Annotated in this window: 15 protein-coding genes; 8 read left to right on the plus strand and 7 right to left on the minus strand. The window is 73.1% G+C overall.

Annotated features, from left to right (window positions below):
- Positions 1 to 1,547: DEAD/DEAH box helicase (locus tag ABD347_RS27640; RefSeq protein ID WP_344366307.1), on the minus strand; the 1,547-nt coding region annotated here is incomplete at its 3' end.
- 480 nt (positions 1,548 to 2,027) lie between these two features.
- On the opposite strand from ABD347_RS27640, the gene ABD347_RS27645 reads away from it, so the two are divergent.
- The gene (locus ABD347_RS27645) at positions 2,028 to 2,771 is read left to right on the plus strand and encodes a ferritin-like fold-containing protein (protein WP_344366308.1); all 744 of its coding nucleotides are present in this window, start codon (positions 2,028 to 2,030) and stop codon (positions 2,769 to 2,771) included.
- A gap of 129 nt (positions 2,772 to 2,900) precedes the next feature.
- Here ABD347_RS27645 and ABD347_RS27650 read toward each other — a convergent pair whose 3' ends face one another.
- The 4 genes from ABD347_RS27650 to ABD347_RS27665 form a co-directional block, all read right to left on the minus strand.
- Positions 2,901 to 3,167, minus strand: coding sequence for a hypothetical protein (locus ABD347_RS27650; RefSeq protein WP_344366309.1), 267 nt, complete (start codon positions 3,165 to 3,167; stop codon positions 2,901 to 2,903).
- Between the two features lie 228 nt (positions 3,168 to 3,395).
- Positions 3,396 to 3,623, minus strand: a complete 228-nt coding sequence (locus ABD347_RS27655) for a DUF3107 domain-containing protein (protein WP_344366311.1) — start codon at positions 3,621 to 3,623, stop codon at positions 3,396 to 3,398.
- Between the two features lie 85 nt (positions 3,624 to 3,708).
- Positions 3,709 to 4,350 carry a TetR/AcrR family transcriptional regulator gene (locus tag ABD347_RS27660; protein WP_344366313.1) on the minus strand — a complete coding sequence of 214 codons (642 nt, stop codon included), beginning with the start codon at positions 4,348 to 4,350 and terminating at the stop codon, positions 3,709 to 3,711.
- A gap of 145 nt (positions 4,351 to 4,495) precedes the next feature.
- Positions 4,496 to 4,723 carry a hypothetical protein gene (locus ABD347_RS27665; protein ID WP_344366316.1) on the minus strand — a complete coding sequence of 76 codons (228 nt, stop codon included), beginning with the start codon at positions 4,721 to 4,723 and terminating at the stop codon, positions 4,496 to 4,498.
- A 154-nt stretch (positions 4,724 to 4,877) separates the two neighbouring features.
- On the opposite strand from ABD347_RS27665, the gene ABD347_RS27670 reads away from it, so the two are divergent.
- The 7 genes from ABD347_RS27670 (at position 4,878) to moeZ (ending at position 13,865) form a co-directional block, all read left to right on the plus strand.
- A complete protein-coding gene (locus tag ABD347_RS27670) occupies positions 4,878 to 5,918 on the plus strand; it encodes an alpha/beta fold hydrolase (protein ID WP_344366317.1) in 1,041 nt (346 codons plus the stop codon).
- A gap of 8 nt (positions 5,919 to 5,926) precedes the next feature.
- A complete protein-coding gene (locus ABD347_RS27675; protein ID WP_344366320.1) occupies positions 5,927 to 7,291 on the plus strand; it encodes a DUF3152 domain-containing protein in 1,365 nt (454 codons plus the stop codon).
- Positions 7,292 to 7,473: 182 nt separating this feature from the next.
- Positions 7,474 to 9,444, plus strand: a complete 1,971-nt coding sequence (locus tag ABD347_RS27680; protein ID WP_344366323.1) for a DUF3492 domain-containing protein — start codon at positions 7,474 to 7,476, stop codon at positions 9,442 to 9,444.
- Positions 9,437 to 10,765 (plus strand): hypothetical protein, encoded by a 1,329-nt coding sequence (locus ABD347_RS27685; RefSeq protein WP_344366325.1) that lies wholly within the window; start codon positions 9,437 to 9,439, stop codon positions 10,763 to 10,765. The genes ABD347_RS27680 and ABD347_RS27685 overlap by 8 nt, the downstream gene beginning before the upstream one ends.
- A 112-nt stretch (positions 10,766 to 10,877) precedes the next feature.
- Positions 10,878 to 11,867: an SDR family oxidoreductase gene (locus ABD347_RS27690; RefSeq protein ID WP_344366326.1), complete on the plus strand. Its 990-nt coding sequence runs from the start codon at positions 10,878 to 10,880 to the stop codon at positions 11,865 to 11,867.
- Positions 11,855 to 12,616: a spherulation-specific family 4 protein gene (locus ABD347_RS27695; protein ID WP_344366328.1), complete on the plus strand. Its 762-nt coding sequence runs from the start codon at positions 11,855 to 11,857 to the stop codon at positions 12,614 to 12,616. The genes ABD347_RS27690 and ABD347_RS27695 overlap by 13 nt, the downstream gene beginning before the upstream one ends.
- A 70-nt stretch (positions 12,617 to 12,686) precedes the next feature.
- The gene (moeZ, locus tag ABD347_RS27700; protein ID WP_344366330.1) at positions 12,687 to 13,865 is read left to right on the plus strand and encodes an adenylyltransferase/sulfurtransferase MoeZ; all 1,179 of its coding nucleotides are present in this window, start codon (positions 12,687 to 12,689) and stop codon (positions 13,863 to 13,865) included.
- A gap of 179 nt (positions 13,866 to 14,044) precedes the next feature.
- Here moeZ and ABD347_RS27705 read toward each other — a convergent pair whose 3' ends face one another.
- The gene (locus ABD347_RS27705) at positions 14,045 to 15,601 is read right to left on the minus strand and encodes an alpha/beta hydrolase (RefSeq protein ID WP_344366333.1); all 1,557 of its coding nucleotides are present in this window, start codon (positions 15,599 to 15,601) and stop codon (positions 14,045 to 14,047) included.
- A gap of 55 nt (positions 15,602 to 15,656) precedes the next feature.
- Positions 15,657 to 17,279, minus strand: a complete 1,623-nt coding sequence (locus tag ABD347_RS27710) for an alpha/beta hydrolase (RefSeq protein ID WP_425575784.1) — start codon at positions 17,277 to 17,279, stop codon at positions 15,657 to 15,659.
- Positions 17,280 to 17,307 lie beyond the last annotated feature (28 nt).

Below are 17,307 nucleotides of genomic sequence, written 5' to 3' on the forward strand. Positions count from 1 at the left end.
GCTTCGGCGGTGGGCTCGGTGGCCTTGCGGGTGCGGCGGCGGGGCTTGGTCTCCGCGACCGGCTCGGTCGTCTCGGCGACAGGGGCCGCGGCGGTGGCCGTCGCGGCCGCCGGGGCGCCCGCGCGGGTGCGGGTCCGGCGGCGACGCGGGGTGCGGGGCTCCGGGGCCTCGTCCGTCGCGGGGGTCACCGTCTCGACGGTCGCCGTCGCGTCCTCCGCCGCCAGCGGGGCGCCGCCCCGCGTACGACGGCGCTGACGCGGCGTACGCGTACGCGCCGGGCGCTCCTCCGAACGCTCCGAACGCTCCGAACGCTCAGGACGGTCCGAACGCCGGCCGCCGCGCGAACCCCGACCGCCGGTCTCGCCGAGGTCCTCGACATCTTCCGCGTCCAGGCCGGCACGGGTCCGCTCGGCACGCGGCAGGACGCCCTTCGTGCCCTCAGGGATGTCCATCTCCGCGTAGAGGTGCGGGGACGTCGAGTACGTCTCGACGGGGTCGTTGAAGTTCAGGCCCAGCGCCTTGTTGATCATCTGCCAGCGCGGGATGTCGTCCCAGTCGACCAGCGTGACGGCGATGCCCTTCTTGCCCGCGCGGCCCGTACGGCCCACGCGGTGGAGGAACGTCTTCTCGTCCTCGGGCGACTGGTAGTTGATCACGTGCGTCACGCCCTCGACGTCGATGCCGCGTGCCGCGACGTCGGTGCAGACGAGGACGTCCACCTTGCCGTTGCGGAAGGCGCGCAGCGCCTGCTCGCGGGCGCCCTGGCCGAGGTCGCCGTGGACCGCGCCGGAGGCGAAGCCGCGCCGCTCGAGCTGCTCGGCGATGTCGGCCGCCGTCCGCTTCGTACGGCAGAAGATCATCGCGAGCCCGCGGCCGTTGGCCTGCAGGATGCGCGAGACCATCTCGGGCTTGTCCATGGAGTGCGCGCGGTACACGTACTGCGCGATGTTCGCGACGGTCGCGCCCTCGTCGTCCGGCGCGGTGGCGCGGATGTGCGTGGGCTGCGACATGTAGCGGCGGGCCAGGCCGATGACCGCGCCCGGCATGGTCGCCGAGAACAGCATGGTCTGGCGCTTCGCCGGAAGCATGTTGATGATCTTCTCGACGTCGGGCAGGAAGCCCAGGTCGAGCATCTCGTCGGCCTCGTCCAGGACGAGGGACTTGACCTTGGACAGGTCCAGCTTGCGCTGGCCGGCCAGGTCGAGCAGTCGGCCCGGGGTGCCGACGATCACGTCGACGCCCTTCTTCAGGGCCTCGACCTGCGGCTCGTACGCCCGGCCGCCGTAGATCGCGAGGACGCGGACGTTACGGACCTTGCCCGCGGTGAGCAGGTCGTTGGTGACCTGGGTGCACAGCTCCCGGGTCGGGACGACCACCAGCGCCTGCGGCGCCTCGGTCAGCTGCTCGGGCGTCGCCCGGCCCGCCTCGACGTCCGCGGGGACGGTGACGCGCTCCAGCAGCGGCAGGCCGAAACCGAGGGTCTTGCCCGTGCCGGTCTTGGCCTGGCCGATGACGTCGGTGCCGGAGAGGGCGACCGGGAGGGTCATCTCCTGGATGGGGAAGGGGGACGTGATGCCGACGGCTTCGAGGGCCTCGGCCGTCTCGGGAAGGATCCCGAGCTCTCGGAAAGTCGTAGTCAGGGTGCTGCCTCTTCTGTGAGACGCGGCATGAGGCGAACGCTGGGGGTCTTACCGTGCCGGTGACTCCGGCCGCAGTCCGACAAGAACAAAGCCGGGTGGCACGGGACCACTGCCGTCGCTCGAGCGTCATACCGCTGAGGGGCCCCTCATGTGCGGCTCATGCGCACGGAGGGCTGTCGGGTCGGAGCCGATCGGGCCACCGACCGGGCATCCTCATTCATGAGATGGCCCACCGAGTACATACGGACATGACTCAATACTCAGCAGGCGCAATACCACTGTACCCCGGATCCGCGCAGGTGTGTTGGGCCAATTCATAAGGAGGGGGAGGTCACAGTGGATGACCAGGGCCTTCGGGCGCGCGGCGGGCGGGCTATTGTGCGCTCCATGGAGACGCCTGACACCGCCGCTGCTTCCACCGCCGCCGACGAACCGACCGGAATCGCCGCCCTGGACTGGGCCGGTGCCTCCGCCGAGCCCCAGTACCGCGCCGCCGTCGTGGACCTGCTGGGCGCGCTCGCGTACGGGGAGCTGGCGGCCTTCGAGCGGCTGGCGGAGGACGCGAAGCTGGCGCCGACGCTCGCCGACAAGGCGGAGCTGGCGAAGATGGCGTCGGCCGAGTTCCACCATTTCGAGCGGCTGCGGGACCGGCTGGCGGCGATCGACACCGAGCCGACGGCCGCCATGGAGCCGTTCGCCAAGGCGCTGGACGACTTCCACCGCCAGACCGCACCGTCCGACTGGCTGGAAGGCCTGGTCAAGGCCTATGTGGGCGACTCGATCGCCAGTGACTTCTACCGCGAGGTAGCCGTCCGGCTGGATTCCGACACCCGCGCGCTGGTGCTGGCGGTGCTGGACGACACGGGCCACGGGAACTTCGCCGTCGAGAAGGTGCGCGCCGCGATCGAGGCGGACCCCAGGGTGGGCGGCCGACTCGCGCTGTGGGCGCGCCGGCTGATGGGTGAGGCTCTGTCGCAGGCCCAGCGCGTGGTCGCCGAGCGGGACGCGCTGTCGACGATGCTCGTGGGCGGCGTCGCGGACGGGTTCGACCTCGCGGCGGTGGGGGAGATGTTCTCCCGCATCACGAAGGCGCACACCAAGCGCATGGCCGCCCTGGGGCTGGCCGCCTGACGGGCCGCTGCCCGTCACCCGGCCCGTCACGTGCCCGCCCGGGCGGGCGTCCGGGGCGGGTCGCCGGCCCGCGGTGCGCCGGATGAAGCCGGGCATCCGTGGGCGGGGCGCGGTGTCCCCGGTGTGGCGTCAGGTGGCCGCGGAGCGGCGCAGACGGCTGGCCGGGCGCAGGAGCAGCGAGAGGACGACCGCTGCGACCGCGACCGCGCCCAGCAGGGTGCCCAGCGCGTGGCCCGGGCCGAGCGCCGCGTGGGTGATCAGCGCGCCGAAGAGCGCGCCGAGCGCTCCCGTGCCGAGGACCACACGTCGCGACGGGAGCCGGTCGGCGAGTCGGTGGGCGGCCGCCCAGGACAGTGCGAATCCGAGCACGACAGCGCCGACAGCTTCCCAGAACACACGGATCACCTCGCGGACGGCGGGGCGGGCAAAACGGTCACATGCCGTACTACCCGATGCGCGAGCAACGCAATCCTGCCCGTGGGGCACGGGAAAGCGCGCGTGAGCCACGGGAAAGCGCGAGTGAAGCAGGGGAAAGCGTGCCCGGGCAGGGTGCAGCGCTCGTGGGGCACGGGAAAGGCCCGGCGGGGCAACCCGCCGGGCCTTCACACGCACGTCCCGTACTGCTCAGATCGCGCCGAAGCCCACGCGGGGCTTCGCCGGCTCGCCGATCTCCACGTAGGCGATGCGGTCGGTCGGCACCAGGACCTTGCGGCCCTTGTCGTCCGTCAGGCTGAGCAGCTGCGTCTTGCCGGACAGCGCGTCGTTGACGGCGCGCTCCACCTCCTCGGCGGACTGCCCGCTCTCCAGAGCGATCTCCCGGGGCGCGTGCTGCACGCCGATCTTGACCTCCACGGCTATGTCCCTCCGAACGGTCAGCGTTGCGCGGTCAGCCGCGCCGTACGCTGCACACATTAGCCCGGAGAGCCGACACCGATCATCAGTGGGATTCGGAGCCGTGCAGCGGGAAGCCGGCGATGCCCCGCCACGCCAGCGACGTCAGCAGCTGGACGGCCTTGTCGCGCGGGATCGCCGACTCGCTGGAAAGCCAGTACCGCGCCACCACCTGGGAGACTCCTCCGAGACCCACGGCCAGCAGCATCGACTCGTCCTTGGACAGTCCCGTGTCCTCGGCGATGACGTCCGAGATCGCCTCGGCGCACTGGAGCGAGACCCGCTCGACGCGCTCGCGCACCGCCGGCTCGTTGGTCAGGTCCGACTCGAACACGAGCCGGAAGGCACCGCCCTCGTCCTCCACGTACGCGAAGTAGGCGTCCATGGTGGCCGCCACCCGCAGCTTGTTCTCCGTGGTGGAGGCGAGCGCGGTCCGCACCGCCTGGAGCAGCGACTCGCAGTGCTGGTCCAGCAGGGCCAGGTACAGCTCCAGCTTCCCGGGGAAGTGCTGGTAGAGCACGGGCTTGCTGACACCCGCGCGCTCCGCGATGTCGTCCATCGCGGCCGCGTGGTACCCCTGTGCGACAAACACTTCCTGGGCGGCGCCCAGGAGCTGGTTGCGTCGGGCTCGGCGCGGCAGGCGCGTGCCTCGCGGGCGCGCCGCCTCTGTCTGCTCGATGGCTGTCACGCCGCCTCCCAAAATCGATCCTTGCGCGCTCTGCGCCGCGCCCGCCATCGTACTTTTGGGTAACCCGGCTGTGCGCGGTGCGAGCGCAGAATTTCACGTACCGGACGGCCGGGGTAGCTGGATATTCAACGTTAAACAGCCCAAATCAGCGGTAGTCGTCCTCGTCCAGCGTCACGACACGGGTCTGTTCGGCCGCGTCGGCCTCGTTCGCGACGGCCGGATCGACGCGGGTGAGCGGTTCGTCGGTGCGCTCCTGCAGGTCCCTGTTCTGCTCGGCGGCGTCGGCCTCGGGTGTCTCCGCGTCCAGCGGGGCGGTCCCCTCGCCGTTCTCGTGGGCGTCGAAGGTGTCCGGGTCGGTCGGGTCGACGGTCATGGGCTCCCTTTCACTGGGCGGTTCCACATCGGCGCGCGGGGGCCTGGGCGAAATGCCCTCACGTACGAGCCTAGGAGGTACCCCCTTCCGGCGCTATGCGACCTGTGACGGCGAACACACCGGAGCCCGCGTGATCATCTCGTAACATTGCCGCATGTCTTCGACCGAGCTGCCGGAATCCGTCGCCGCCACCGCGGCGGGGCCACGGGTGAGCACCGTGCGGGTCGCGGAGGGGGAGCGGCTGCGCCCCGTGACGCTGCCCGGACTGACGCTGAACGTGCGCTACCGGCCGTCGGGCCGCACCGGACTGCCGCCCGCTCTGTACGTGCACGGCCTGGGGGGCTCCTCCCAGAACTGGTCCGCCCTGATGCCGCTGCTCGAGGACATCGTGGACGGCGAGGCGGTCGACCTCCCCGGCTTCGGCGACTCCCCGCCGCCCGAGGACGGCAACTACTCCCTGACCGCGCACGCCCGCGCGGTCATCCGCCTGCTCGACGCCGGTGAGCGCGGGCCCGTCCACCTGATCGGGAACTCGCTGGGCGGGGCGGTCGCCACCCGTGTCGCGGCGGTCCGGCCCGACCTGGTCCGGACGCTGACGCTGGTCTCGCCCGCGCTGCCGGAGCTGCGGGCCCAGCGGGGCGCCTGGCCGACGGCTCTGCTCGCGCTGCCCGGTGTCGCCTCCCTCTTCACCCGCCTCACCCGGGACTGGACGGCGGAGCAGCGGGTGCGCGGCGTGCTCGGGCTCTGTTACGGCGATCCCGGCCGGGTCACCGACGAGGGCTTCCGCAACGCGGTGGAGGAGATGGAGCGGCGCCTGAGGCTGCCGTACTTCTGGGACGCCACGGCCCGCTCGGCGCGCGGCATCGTCGACGCCTACACCCTGGGCGGCCAGCACGGGCTGTGGCGGCAGGCCGAGCGGGTGCTCGCGCCTACGCTGCTGGTGTACGGGGGGCGGGACCAGCTCGTCTCGTTCCGTATGGCGCGCAGGGCGGCGGCGGCCTTCCGCGACTCGCGGCTGCTGGCGCTTCCGGACGCGGGGCACGTCGCGATGATGGAGTACCCGGAGACGGTCGCCCAGGCCGTGCGGGAGCTGATCGGCGGCGGTGGCGGCCGAGGCGCCGTCGACGTGGCCGGCGGCGAGGGCGTCGACGGCATGGTCGGCGTGGACGGCATCGACGACAACGACGGGAGCTGATCCGGGGCGTGGGACGACACAGCCGCAAAGGCCCCGCACCTCAGGGCTCCGAACAGGCCGCCCAGGCCGCCGGCGCGGTGCGCGAAGGGGAGCGTCCCGGTACCGGGCGCCGGCGCAGGACCGCCGCGGCGCCTCCCGAGCCGCAACCCGCCCACCACCGTCACCCGGGCCCGCCGCCGCCCGCGGCGGCTCAGCAGCAGCATGTGCGCGGTGGCCACCCCGAGCAGCCCGAACCGGGCGACGGCCGGGGCGGGACCGGCCGCCACGGCGTACCGACCGCACCGTACCGGCCCGCGGGTCCACCGGGTCCTGGCCTCGCGGGTCCACCGGGTCCGGGCCCCGGGGCCCTCTCGGGTTCGTGGCGTCCCCCGGGCCCGGCGGGGTCCTCGGGTCCGCCGACCGGGGTGGGCGCGGGCGCCCGCATACCCGGCCCGCGGCGCGAGTTCGTGGAGGCGTTCGACGGCGCCTCGCGGGGGAAGCCGCCCGAGGAGCCCGAGCGGCTTCCGTTCGACGAGGGCGCTCCGAAGGACCCGCCGGGCGGCGGGGGCAGGGGGCGTACGTTCACCGGCATCGCCGCCGCCGCCGTCACCACCGTCCTCGCCGTCGTCGTGGCCGGTCAGGTCAGCGGCGCGGCGCCGGGCGGCTCCGCCTCCCGCCCGCCGGGCGAAACCGTCGGCCACGGCCAGGCCGGCGCCGACTCCCGCTTCGACCGGTCGGGCCGTTCCGACGAGCGTGCCGCCCCGCCGCCGCCTCCCCGGCGGGCCGCCCCGTTGACGGACGCGCAGCTGCTGGCGAAGCCGTTCCCGCTCGACCCGGAGCTCAAGGGGTCCGGCGAGTTCGAGGCCGTACCGGGCACCGACCGGGCGCCCGGGAAGGGGCGCAAGGTGCGCTACCGGATCGACGTCGAGAAGGGGCTCGGGCTGGACTCCGGGCTGTTCGCTCGGGCGGTCCAGCAGACCTTGAACGACGACCGCAGCTGGGCGCACGGAGGTGCCATGACCTTCGAGCGGGTCTCCAGCGGCGAGGCCGAGTTCGTGGTCACGCTGGCGAGCCCGGTGACCACCGGGGTCTGGTGCGCGAAGTCCGGCCTGGACACCACCGTCGACAACGTCTCGTGCGACTCCGCCGCCACCGAGCGCGTGATGATCAACGCCTACCGCTGGGCACAGGGCGCCGAGACGTACGGGCCCGGGGCGATGCACATGTACCGGCAGATGCTGATCAACCACGAGGTGGGGCACCGGCTCGGACACAACCATGTGAACTGCCGGACCCCGGGCGCCCTCGCGCCGGTGATGCAGCAGCAGACCAAGTCGCTGGAGGTCGAGGGCATCAAGTGCCGCCCCAACCCCTGGGTCTTCCCGAGCGGCTGACCGGCGGAACCCGCCAATAGCGCGTTGAAACGCGACGAGTGCGGGAAAGTTACGAGCATTCACCCCTTCCGGTGGCGCGACGGACAACCGTCCATCGCGCCACCGGCATATCCGCTTACGTTTCCCGCTGTGAGCCGCCGGACCAACGGTGGCCACGCACAAGGGAGATCGGGGGTGTACTCGTGCGGATCGGACTGCTCACCGAGGGTGGATACCCGTATACGTCGGGTGAGTCCAGGGTCTGGTGCGACCGGTTGGTGCGCGGGCTCGCGCGGCACGACTTCGACGTCTACGCCCTGAGCCGCAGTGCCCGGCAGGAGGACGCCGGCTGGATTCCGCTCCCGCCCCAGGTGCGGCGCGTGCGCACGGCCCCGCTCTGGGGGCCGCAGGACCTCAGCGGGTGCGGCCGGCGTGGTGGGCGTGGTGGGCGTGCTTACGGCCGGCGTGAGCGCCGGCGCTTCATCACCTGCTTCGCGGAGCTCGCCGCCGCGGTCTGCGGAACGCCGGACGCCGGCGCCGGGCGGGACCCCGGCACCGAGCCCGGTGCCGGGCCGGACGCCGGCGCCGGATCCGGCGCAGGATTCGCCGAAGGGCTGTACGGGCTCGCCGACCTCGCCCGGGAGCACGGGGGGCTCGCCGCCGCCCTCCGTTCGGAAACCGCCGTCCGGGTCCTGGAGTCCGCCTGTCGCGCCGGTGGTGTGCGCCGGGGCGTGCACGGCGCCACCGTCCCCGACCACCTGGCTTTCGCCGGCCAGGTGGAGCGCGCCCTGCGCCCCCTCTCCCTCGACTGGTACGGCGAGGACGGCCTGGGTGCCGTCGACCTGTGCCATGCGGCGTCCGGTGGGACCGCGGCCCTGCCCGGACTGTTGGCCAAACGCTTCTTCGGTGTCCCGCTGCTGGTCACCGAGTACGGCGTACGACTGCGCACGCACTACCTCACGGTCGCCGACACACCGTTGAGCGCGCCCGTGCGCACCCTGCTCGCCGCGTTCCAGAGGTGCCTGACCACCGAGGTGTACCGGCAGGCGGACGTCATCACGCCGGGCAACACCCACGCCCGCCGCTGGCAGGAGAAGTGCGGTGCCGAGCGTGCCAAACTGCGGACCGTCCACCCGGGCGTGGAGGCCGGCCGGTTCGCGGCCGTGGGGGAGAGCGGCGACAGCGGCGATCCCCGCACACTGGTGTGGGTGGGGCGGATCGAGCCCGCGAAGGACCTCGTCGGCCTGCTGCACGCTTTCGCCGAGGTGCGGCGGGAAGAGCCGGAAGCCCGGCTCAGGATCGTCTCCGCGCCGGTCCGCGACGCCGAATCCGCCACCTACCGTGCGCACTGCGAGGCCGTGGCCGCCCAGCTCTTCCCCGACGAGGCCGTGGACGCGCACGCCGTGGGCGACAACCCCGTCTCCTTCGAGGACCTCGGCGGCCCGTACGCGCCCGACGTCACCGACGCGTACGCCGGGGCCGGCGTGGTCGTCCTCTCCAGCGTGGTCGAGGGCTTTCCGGCCGGCCTGGTCGAGGCCATGCTCTGCGGGCGCGCCACCGTCTCGACGGACGTCGGCGCGGTCGTCGAGATCATCGGTGGCACAGGGCTGGTCGTGCCCCCGCGCAATCCGCGGGCGCTCGCCGACGCGTGCCTCGCGCTGGTGCGCGACCGGGCGCGCCGTGAACGGCTGGGCGCCGCCGCACGCGCCCGCGCACTCGAACTGTTCACGGTCGAGCAGAACCTCGCGGCCTTCCGCGGGATCTACCTGGAGCTCATCTCCCGCGCGCCCGTCCGCCGCGACGCGGACGGCATCGGAGCGGACGGCGAACCCCTGCCGTTCGCGCATCCCGCCGAGGCGTACGTGCCCGGGCACTGGACGGGACGCGGCTCGGGCGGCGCCACGACACCGGCATGGGCCGCCGCCCCGCGCCCGGCAGGCGCGTACGCCACCCCGGCCAGGGCGGGCGCCCAGGCACCGGTGCGGGCGGAGGTTCCGGTGGCCCAGGCGCCGGTGGCCGAGGTTGCGGTGGCCCAGGCTCCGGTGGTGGCGAACGGTCGCGCGGAGAGCCCGGTGGTGGCGAACGGTCCGGCGGGAGTGCCGGGGCAGGTCGTGGCCTCACTGCCGGTCGCGGCCTCCTTCCCGGTCGCCAGGAGGGTGGACGGCCATGTCTGACCGCAGCGCACCCGGCCCGGGCGGCCAGGCCCGAGGCGTCCACCCGGCCCTCGCGGCCGCCGCCTGGGACAGCCGCGCCGAGGCCCTCCTGTCGGAGCCCGCGCTCGGGACACCCGGCGCGCGGGACGTCACCGGCGGCCGGGCGGCGGCTGACCGGACGGCGGCTGACCGGACGGCGAACGACCGGGCGGCGGGTGACCGGGCGGCGGGGCGTGGCGAGCGCCTGGCGGGGCACGCGCGCGCGGCCGTCACCCGGCGTGGATCCGCCGACCCGGTGAAGGCGTTGCTGCACCGGCACCGCGAGCTGTGCGAGCGGGCGGTCGACCCGCTGGAGATCGCCGCCGGGCTGGAGGCCCACGGGGTCACCGACCGGACCGCCGCCCGGTTCCGGCACCGGGACGTGTTCTCGCTCGCCGAGGAGCTGTACGCGCGCGTGCCGCAGGGTGACGCCGCCACCCGGCACGGTTCTCCCCCCGCTCGTACACGCGGCACGGCCGCCTCGTGGAGCGCCAGGGCCCTCCTCCTGGCGCTGCTGCCGGGTGCCATGGGCCTGCTCACCGTCGCGGGTCTCACCGTGACGGACGGGCCGCTGCGGACGGCCGTCGGTGTGGCCGGCGCCCTCGGGCTCGCCGTCGCCCTCACCGCGGACGCGGGCCACGCCACGGACGCCGGCCGCGCCGCACCGTCCACGCGCGCGTGGACCGGGTGCCTGCTCATCTACGCCCTGGTCGGTGACGGGCTCCTCGACCAGCTCCTGGCCGGCGGACCCGACGGGCCCTGGCCGCTCGTCGTCACGCCGCTGCTGGGGCTCGCCCTCGCCGCCGCCCCCGCGGCCTGGTGTGCCCGGTTCTTCGCCGCCCGGGCCCGGCGCAGGCTCGCCGGCAGCCGTGGTCTGGCGGACTTCGCCGCCGGGGCCCGCCCCCTGCTCCTGGGGACGGTCGTGCTGTACGCGGCCGTCATGACCGCCCTGCTCGCGCTCGTGGGAACCGTCCTCGACGAGGGTCCCCCCGGCGGCGGCGCCGTAGCGCTCGGCGTCCTCCTCTTCCTGACCCGGCTGCTCACCGTCCACGGCTTCCCCGGGGCAGCCGTCGCGGGACTCGTCGCCGCCTGCGTCACGCAGGCCCTCGCGCTCGCGTCGGTACTCGCCGGCCGCCTCCCCGGCTGGGATCCGCTCGCCATCCCCGTCGAGGCGGCCGTCGTCGCCGGGGGAGCCGCCACCGTCCCCACGCTCGCGTGCGGCGCCGCCGCCCTCGCCCTGCTGGGGTACGCCACCGCCGTACTCGGCCGGGCCTCCTCCCACGCGGGTGCCACCGCGACCTGAGACCCGATCGGTACCCGCGTACACCCCTTTCACCTGTACACACCCTCAAGGAGAGAACAGACATGACCCCCCAGACCCCCGCAACGGCCACTCGGCGCGAAGGGGGCGCGCGATGAGGGTGCTGCTGCTCGGTGCCAATGGTTTCATCGGCCGCTACGTCGCCGACCGGCTCCTCGCCGACCCGGCCGTCCACCTGACCGCTCTCGGACGCGGTGACGACGCCGACGTGCGCTTCGACCTCGCGGGTGGCAGCCCCGGCGCGCTCACCCGCTTCCTGGACGCCGTCCACCCCGGTGTCGTGATCAACTGCGCCGGGACCACCCGGGGCGGCGCCCGGGAGCTGACGCGCCACAACACCGTCGCCGTCGCCACCGTCTGCGAGGCCCTGCGCCGCAGCGGCTGCGGGGCACGCATGGTCCAGGTCGGCTGTGCCTCGGAGTACGGGCCCTCGCAGCCCGGGGCGTCCACCGCCGAGGACGCGGTACCGCGCCCCGGCGGGCCCTACGGCGTGTCGAAGCTGGCCGCCACCGAGCTGGTCCTCGGCTCCGGACTGGACGCGGTCGTGCTGCGGGTCTTCTCGCCCGTCGGCCCCGGGACCCCCTCCGGATCGCCGCTCGGCCGGCTCGCGGAGGCCATGCGGCGCGCCATGCAGACCGGGGACGGTGAGCTGAAACTCGGCGGCCTCGGTGTGCAGCGCGACTTCGTCGACGTACGCGACGTGGCGCGCGCCGTGCACGCCGCCTCCCTCTCCGCGGCGCAGGGCATCGTCAACATCGGCACCGGCCGCGCCGTACGACTCCGCGACGCGGCCGCCGTCCTGGCCAGGGTCGCCGGCTTCGCGGGGTCGCTGCACGAACTGGACGGGCCCCCGGGCCGGCCGGCCCTGTCGTCGGTGGGCGGCATGGCGTCCATCGGCGCCCAGCGCGGCGAGCACGCCCCGGACCACCTGGTGCCCGCGGCCCCCCACCCGTACCCCGACGGCTGCGGCAGCTGGCAGCAGGCCGATGTACGCACCGCCCGCGACCGGCTCGGCTGGCGGCCCCGCATCAACCTGGAGGAGTCGCTGGCCGACATCTGGATGGAGGCGGCGTGCCGCATCTGACCCGTACGGACACGGGACTCTCCGCGACCGGCGCCGAACGGCTCGGGTTCGGCGTCCCCGGCTACGCCCACCCCCTGCTCGCCCCCGTCGAGTGGGCGGAACTGACCCGCCCCGGTACGCCCCTGCACTGGGCCGTCCTCAATGTGGCGGACGGCCCCGGAGCCCGGCCCGACCCCCACTGCCTGGAGGCGGCCGGAAAGCTGCGCAACGCCGGCGTACGCGTCCTGGGCCATCTCGACCTGCGCCACGGGTCCCGCCCGTTCGCCGAGATCGTCTCCGACGCGCAGCGCTTCCTCGACTGGTACAAGGTGGACGGCTACCTGCTGGACCGCTGTCCCACGGACCGGGCGGACCTGGCCGCCGTGCGGCGCACCACGGCCACGCTGGAGGTGATCCTCGAGCACTCCGACGGCGGGCACATGGTTCTGGGCCACGGCTCCCACCCCTACCCCGGGTACGCCGAGATCGCCGACCAGCTGGTGACCTTCTCCGGGCCGTGGGCGCAATACCGCTGGTCACAGGTGGCACAGTGGACGGCCGACCATCCGCCGGAGCGGTTCGTCCACCTCGTCCACGGCGTCCCGCGCACTCACCTCGACGAGGCCGTGCGGATCGCCCGCTGGCAGGGCGCCGGGACGATCTTCTTCACCGACCGCACGGACGGCACCGGACAAACCAACCCATTCGCAGCTCTGCCCGGCTACTGGGACGAAATCGTCTCGCAGATCGGACCGGGTGTCTCGGAATGAGGAGGGGCGTGGCAGTGTTACGGAAGAACAACCGTACTGACTACCGACCAGCTGTATTGATGAGGTCTCCGTGTCGCTGCCACCCCTGGTCGAGCCGGCTGCCGAGCTCACCGTAGACGAGGTTCGCAGGTACTCCCGCCACCTGATCATCCCGGATGTCGGGATGGACGGGCAGAAGCGGCTCAAGAACGCCAAGGTGCTCTGTGTGGGCGCCGGTGGCCTCGGCTCGCCGGCCCTGATGTACCTGGCCGCGGCCGGTGTGGGCACGCTCGGCATCGTCGAGTTCGACGAGGTCGACGAGTCGAACCTGCAGCGCCAGATCATCCACAGCCAGTCCGACATCGGCCGCTCCAAGGCCGAGTCCGCGCGGGACAGCGTGCTCGGCATCAACCCGTACGTGAACGTGATCCTTCACCAGGAGCGGCTCGAGGCCGACAACGTGATGGACATCTTCAGCCAGTACGACCTGATCGTCGACGGCACGGACAACTTCGCCACGCGTTACCTCGTCAACGACGCCTGCGTGCTGCTGAACAAGCCGTACGTATGGGGCTCGATCTACCGCTTCGACGGCCAGGCCTCGGTCTTCTGGTCCGAGTACGGCCCCTGCTACCGCTGCCTCTACCCGGAGCCGCCGCCGCCGGGCATGGTCCCGTCCTGCGCCGAGGGCGGCGTGCTGGGTGTGCTGTGCGCGTCCATCGGCTCCATCCAGGTCACCGAGGCGATCAAGGTGCTGGCCGGCGTGGGCGACCCGCTGGTCGGCCGCCTGATGATCTATGACGCCCTGGAGATGCAGTACCGCCAGGTCAAGGTCCGCAAGGACCCGGACTGCGCGGTCTGCGGCAAGAACCCGACCGTCACCGAGCTCATCGACTACGAGGCCTTCTGCGGTGTCGTGTCGGAGGAGGCCCAGGAGGCGGCGCTCGGCTCGACGATCACTCCCAAGCAGCTCAAGGAGTGGATCGACGAGGGCGAGAACATCGACATCATCGACGTGCGTGAGCAGAACGAGTACGAGATCGTCTCGATTCCCGGCGCCCGTCTGGTCCCGAAGAACGAGTTCCTGATGGGCAGCGCGCTCCAGGACCTCCCGCAGAACAAGAAGATCGTCTTGCATTGCAAGACGGGTGTCCGCAGTGCGGAAGTCCTCGCGGTGCTGAAGTCCGCGGGCTTCGCGGACGCGGTACACGTCGGTGGCGGCGTCATCGGCTGGGTCAACCAGATCGAGCCGGAGAAGCCGGTCTACTAGGCCACGCTCGCGGTGAGGGCCGGACCCGTGCTCGGGTCCGGCCCTCACCGTTGCCGGCCCTCAACCACCGCCGGCTCACCCCGCTGCCGGCTCTCCCCGTCACCGACCTCACCGCTGCCGGTGTGCGCCCGGCGCGGTGTACCGGGCGCGGGAGGCCCCGCGCGGGGGTGTCGGCGCGCTCAGGTGCAGGTCTTGCCGTTCGCGGGGACCTTGCCGTCCAGCAGGTAGGCGTTGACCGTGTCCCGCACGCATGCGTTGTCGCCGGTGTACGCGCCGTGCCCCTCGCCCTTGAACGTGAGGAGGACGCCGACACCCGCCCCGAGCTCGTCCGCCATCTTCTTGGCGCCCTCGTAGGGCGTGGCGGAGTCGCCCGTCGTGCCCACCACCAGGATCGGCCCCGCGCCCGGGGCACTCGCCTCCGGTGTGGCGCTCTCGCCCTCGACCGGCCAGTCGGCGCACCAGCCGGCCGTGTCCCAGGCCATGAACTCGGCGAAGACCGGCGAGATCCTCCGGAACTCCGGCAGCAGCGCCCTGGCCTCGGCGGCCGTCGGTCGGCTGCTGCTGTCGGCGCACGATATGGCCCGCTGCGCGTGCGCCTGGGTGCCGTAGGCCCCGTCCTCGCCCCGGTCGTTGTACATGTCGGCGAGCTGGAGCAGGGTGTCGCCCTTGCCCGCTTCCGCCTCCTTGAGCCCCTCGGTGAGGTAGGACCACATCTGCTGCGAGTACAGGGTCTGCGCGATGCCGGTGAGCGCGAGGCTCTGGGTCAGCTCCCGGTCGCCGTCGGTGGGCAGCGGTTCGCGGTCGAGCCGCTTCAGCAGCGCGGTCACGCGCGCGTTGCCCGCCGCCGCGCCCTCGCCGGTGGACGCGAAGTAGTTGTTCAGCGCCCGCTGGAAGCCGATGGCCTGGTTGCGGGCGTGACCGGTCGCGTCCGCGGTCGGATCGACGACCGCGTCGAGGACGGCCCGTCCGACGTTGCGCGGGAAGAGGTGGGCGTAGGTCCCGCCCAGCTGGGTGCCGTAGGAGAAGCCCATGTAGTTGAGCTTCCTGTCGCCCAGCACATGCCGGACGAGATCCAGGTCCCGTGCGGTGTTGCTCGTGGTGACGTGCGCGATGACTTTGCCGGACCGCTTGGCGCAGCCGGCGCCGAAGTCGGCCCCGTCCTTCAGGAAGGCGGCCTCCTCGGCGGGTGTGTCGGGGGTGAGGTCGATCCGGGCCAGGGAGGCGGCCTGCTCCTCGCTGTCGCGGCACACCACCCCGGAGCTCCGGCCCACACCGCGCGGGTCGAACCCGACGAGGTCGTAGCGGGCCCCCAGCTCCTCGAACCCCCCGGCGGCCTGCGGCATGGCGCTCACCCCGGAGGCGCCCGGGCCGCCGAAGTTGAACAGCAGGGAGCCGATCCGCCGGTCCTGGTGGCTGGCCTCCTTGCGGATCAGCGCGATGGGGAGGGTCGCGCCGTCCGGCTCGGTGTAGTCGAGCGGCACCTTCACGCTCGCGCAGCGCCACCCCGGCCCCGGCTTCTCGCCGCCGTCGGGGGTCTCGCAATCGCGCCAGTCCGGTTTCTGGCCGGTGAGCGCGGCGGGCAGGGAGGCCATCGCGCCCTCGGACGTGGCGCCGGCGCCTCCCGCCCCGCCCGTACCGCTGCCGGGGCCCGTGCCGCCGCTGTCGCAGCCGGTGGCCAGCCCCGCCACCAGCGCCGCCGCGACCGCCGTACCCGCGACCCGTACCCGCATGGACATATGTCCCCCCAACTCCTGTACCGGACAGCCATCCTAGGCCGGGCCGCCGACAGCGCTACGGGCACACGGTTCCCGACTCCGGGACCGTGCCGTCGAGGAGGTAGGCGTCCACCGTGCGCTTCACGCACGCGTCCCCGCTGTTGTACGCGCCGTGCCCCTCGCCCTTGTACGTCAGCTCCACGCCGACGCCCTTGCCCAGCGCGGCCGCCATCGCCCTGGCCCCGGCGTACGGGGTGGCCGGGTCGCCGGTGTTGCCGATGACGAGGATGGGCGCCGAGCCGGGGGCGCTGACGTCGGGGTGCTTCCAGGTGCCGGGGACGGGCCACTGGGAGCAGCTGATCAGACCCCAGCCGAGGAAGGGGCCGAAGACGGGGGACGCCTCGCGGAACTCGGGGAGCTTCGCCCTGGCTTCCTCCACGGAGAACCGTTCCTTGTCGTCGACGCAGTTGATGGCGGCGTTCGCCGCCTGGAGGTTGCTGTAGTCGCCGTTCTGGTCCCGGCCGTTCATGGAGTCCGACAGGGCGAGCAGCAGACCTCCGTCGCCGCCGTCCGCCTCGTCGAGACCCTGTTCCAGGTAGGGCCAGTACTCCTTGGAGTACAGCGCCTGGGCGATGCCGTTGGTGGCCTGGGACTGGGTGAGTTCGCGGTCCCCGATGCCGGGGATGGGCTTCTTGTCGAGCTTGGCCAGCAGATCGGTGATGAAGTCCTCGATCTCCTTGGCGTTGCTGCCCGGAAGGTCGCAGGCGTCACCGCGCCGCACGCAGTCCTCGGCGAAGTTGTCCAGCGCCAGCTGGAAGCCCTTGGCCTGGCCCAGCGCGCCCTGCTCGGTGCCGCTGGTGGGGTCGACGACGGCGTCGAAGACGGCACGGCCGACGGTCTTGGGGAACAGGTGGGCGTGGACGCCGCCCAGTTCGGTGCCGTAGGAGATGCCGAAGTAGTGCAGCTTGTCGTCGCCGAGGACCTGGCGCATCAGGTCCATGTCGCGGGCGGCGTCGAGGGTGCCCACGTGCGGGAGTACGTCGCCGGAGTTCTCCTCGCAGGCGGTGGCGAACTCCTTCAGCCCCTCCTTGTAGGCGGCCACCTCGCCCGCGTCGTCGGGAGTTGAGTCGAGTGCGAAGAACGCGTCCAGCCGCTCGTCGTCCATGCACTCCACACCCGCGCTGCGGCCGACGCCGCGCGGGTCGAAGCTGACCAGGTCGTAGCGGGTGCGCAGGGACTCGTAGTCCTTGGCGAAGGAGGGCAGGGCGGTGAGTCCGGAGCCGCCGGGGCCGCCGAAGTTGAAGACGAGGGAGCCGATACGTTTCGCCGGATCGGACGCCTTCGCCCGGATGAGCGCCAGTTCGATGGTGTCGCCGTCGGGATCCGCGTAGTCGAGCGGGGCCTGCATGAAGGAGCATTCCCACTTGGCGCCGCCGGGCAGGGGGGACGGGGCGGTGCCGGTGCCCTCCTGGAGGGAGGGGGCCGGGCAGGCCTCCCAGGTCAGCTTCTGGGTGGCCAGTTCCTTGGGCCGGTCCGGGTTCTGTCCGCCCTTGTCCCCGTTGTCGGAGCAGCCGGCCGCCATCAGGACGGTGGCGGTCGCGGCGGCGAGCACGGCGGCCGGCCGGGTGGCGTGCCTGGAGGCGCGCACGGCGGGCCGTGCACTGCGGAGGGCTGCGGACCGGGCGGCGCGGTGGGTCATGGATCCATGGTGCGCCCGGCTCCGGCCG

The sequence above is a fragment of the Streptomyces gobitricini genome, assembly GCF_039532985.1.
Taxonomy (GTDB): Bacteria; Actinomycetota; Actinomycetes; order Streptomycetales; family Streptomycetaceae; genus Streptomyces; species Streptomyces gobitricini.

Bases quoted from the DNA above. Each gene is read 5' to 3' on its own strand.
- ABD347_RS27645 (WP_344366308.1), top strand. From the start codon at position 2,028: ATGGAGACGCCTGACACCGCCGCTGCTTCCACCGCCGCCGACGAACCG.
- ABD347_RS27665 (WP_344366316.1), bottom strand. From the start codon at position 4,723: ATGACCGTCGACCCGACCGACCCGGACACCTTCGACGCCCACGAGAAC.
- ABD347_RS27705 (WP_344366333.1), bottom strand. From the start codon at position 15,601: ATGTCCATGCGGGTACGGGTCGCGGGTACGGCGGTCGCGGCGGCGCTG.
- ABD347_RS27690 (WP_344366326.1), top strand. From the start codon at position 10,878: ATGAGGGTGCTGCTGCTCGGTGCCAATGGTTTCATCGGCCGCTACGTC.
- ABD347_RS27685 (WP_344366325.1), top strand. From the start codon at position 9,437: ATGTCTGACCGCAGCGCACCCGGCCCGGGCGGCCAGGCCCGAGGCGTC.
- ABD347_RS27710 (WP_425575784.1), bottom strand. From the start codon at position 17,279: ATGACCCACCGCGCCGCCCGGTCCGCAGCCCTCCGCAGTGCACGGCCC.
- ABD347_RS27670 (WP_344366317.1), top strand. From the start codon at position 4,878: ATGTCTTCGACCGAGCTGCCGGAATCCGTCGCCGCCACCGCGGCGGGG.